The following is a 645-nucleotide window of genomic DNA, read 5'->3' as shown; positions in this document are numbered from 1 at the left end:
CACCCGCTAAATGCAGGCCAACAAGGTGCACGCGCCGCGCGAGAGGGCCGACCATACCAAGCCCGCCTACTTCGGCCACGTGGCCATCTCCTCGCCCTCGCGTTCGGGCACCACCCACCTCACGGTCGAGACCATCCTGCAGGGCGAAGGCTGGGAAAAGGGCTGGACGCAGATGCTGCAGATCGCGGGCAACTGCGCGGCCGTGACCGACCGCAGCTTCGCGGTGCCCGATGGCGTGAACAACGGCCAGTACGGCGTCGGCATGGTGATCGACTTCTTCGGCCTGGCCGGCAAGTACTCGGGCTACCCGGTGGAGTTCCACTACCCCTCGGTGACGGCGGTGGTGCCGGCCAACATCGCGCTCATCAGCGGCGGCAAGAACGCCGACGAGGCCAAGAAGTTCATCGCCTACACGCTCTCGCGCGAAGGCCAGGAATTGCTGTTCGACCCGAAGATCAGCCGCCTGCCGGTGCTGCCCAACGCCTCGTTCGGCAACAAGGCGCCGGCCGGCTATCCCGACGCACAGGAAATCGCCAAGCGCGCCAAGGTGCAGTTCAACACCGACCTCTCCAGCAACCGCTACCAGGTGGTGGTGAGCCTGTTCGACCAGATGGTGACCTTCCGCCTCAAGGAGCTGCAGGCCGC

General features: G+C 66.0%; 1 protein-coding gene. It reads left to right on the top strand.

The window, feature by feature from the left end; all coding sequences use genetic code 11:
* Positions 1-10 precede the first annotated feature (10 nt).
* Positions 11-645: ABC transporter substrate-binding protein (locus ACT6UX_RS30410; RefSeq protein ID WP_444778863.1), on the top strand; the 635-nt coding region annotated here is incomplete at its 3' end.

It is taken from the genome of Reyranella sp. (genome assembly GCF_052439685.1).
Lineage (GTDB): Bacteria > Pseudomonadota > Alphaproteobacteria > Reyranellales > Reyranellaceae > Reyranella.
This window is presented reverse-complemented; position numbering and strand designations above follow the sequence as displayed.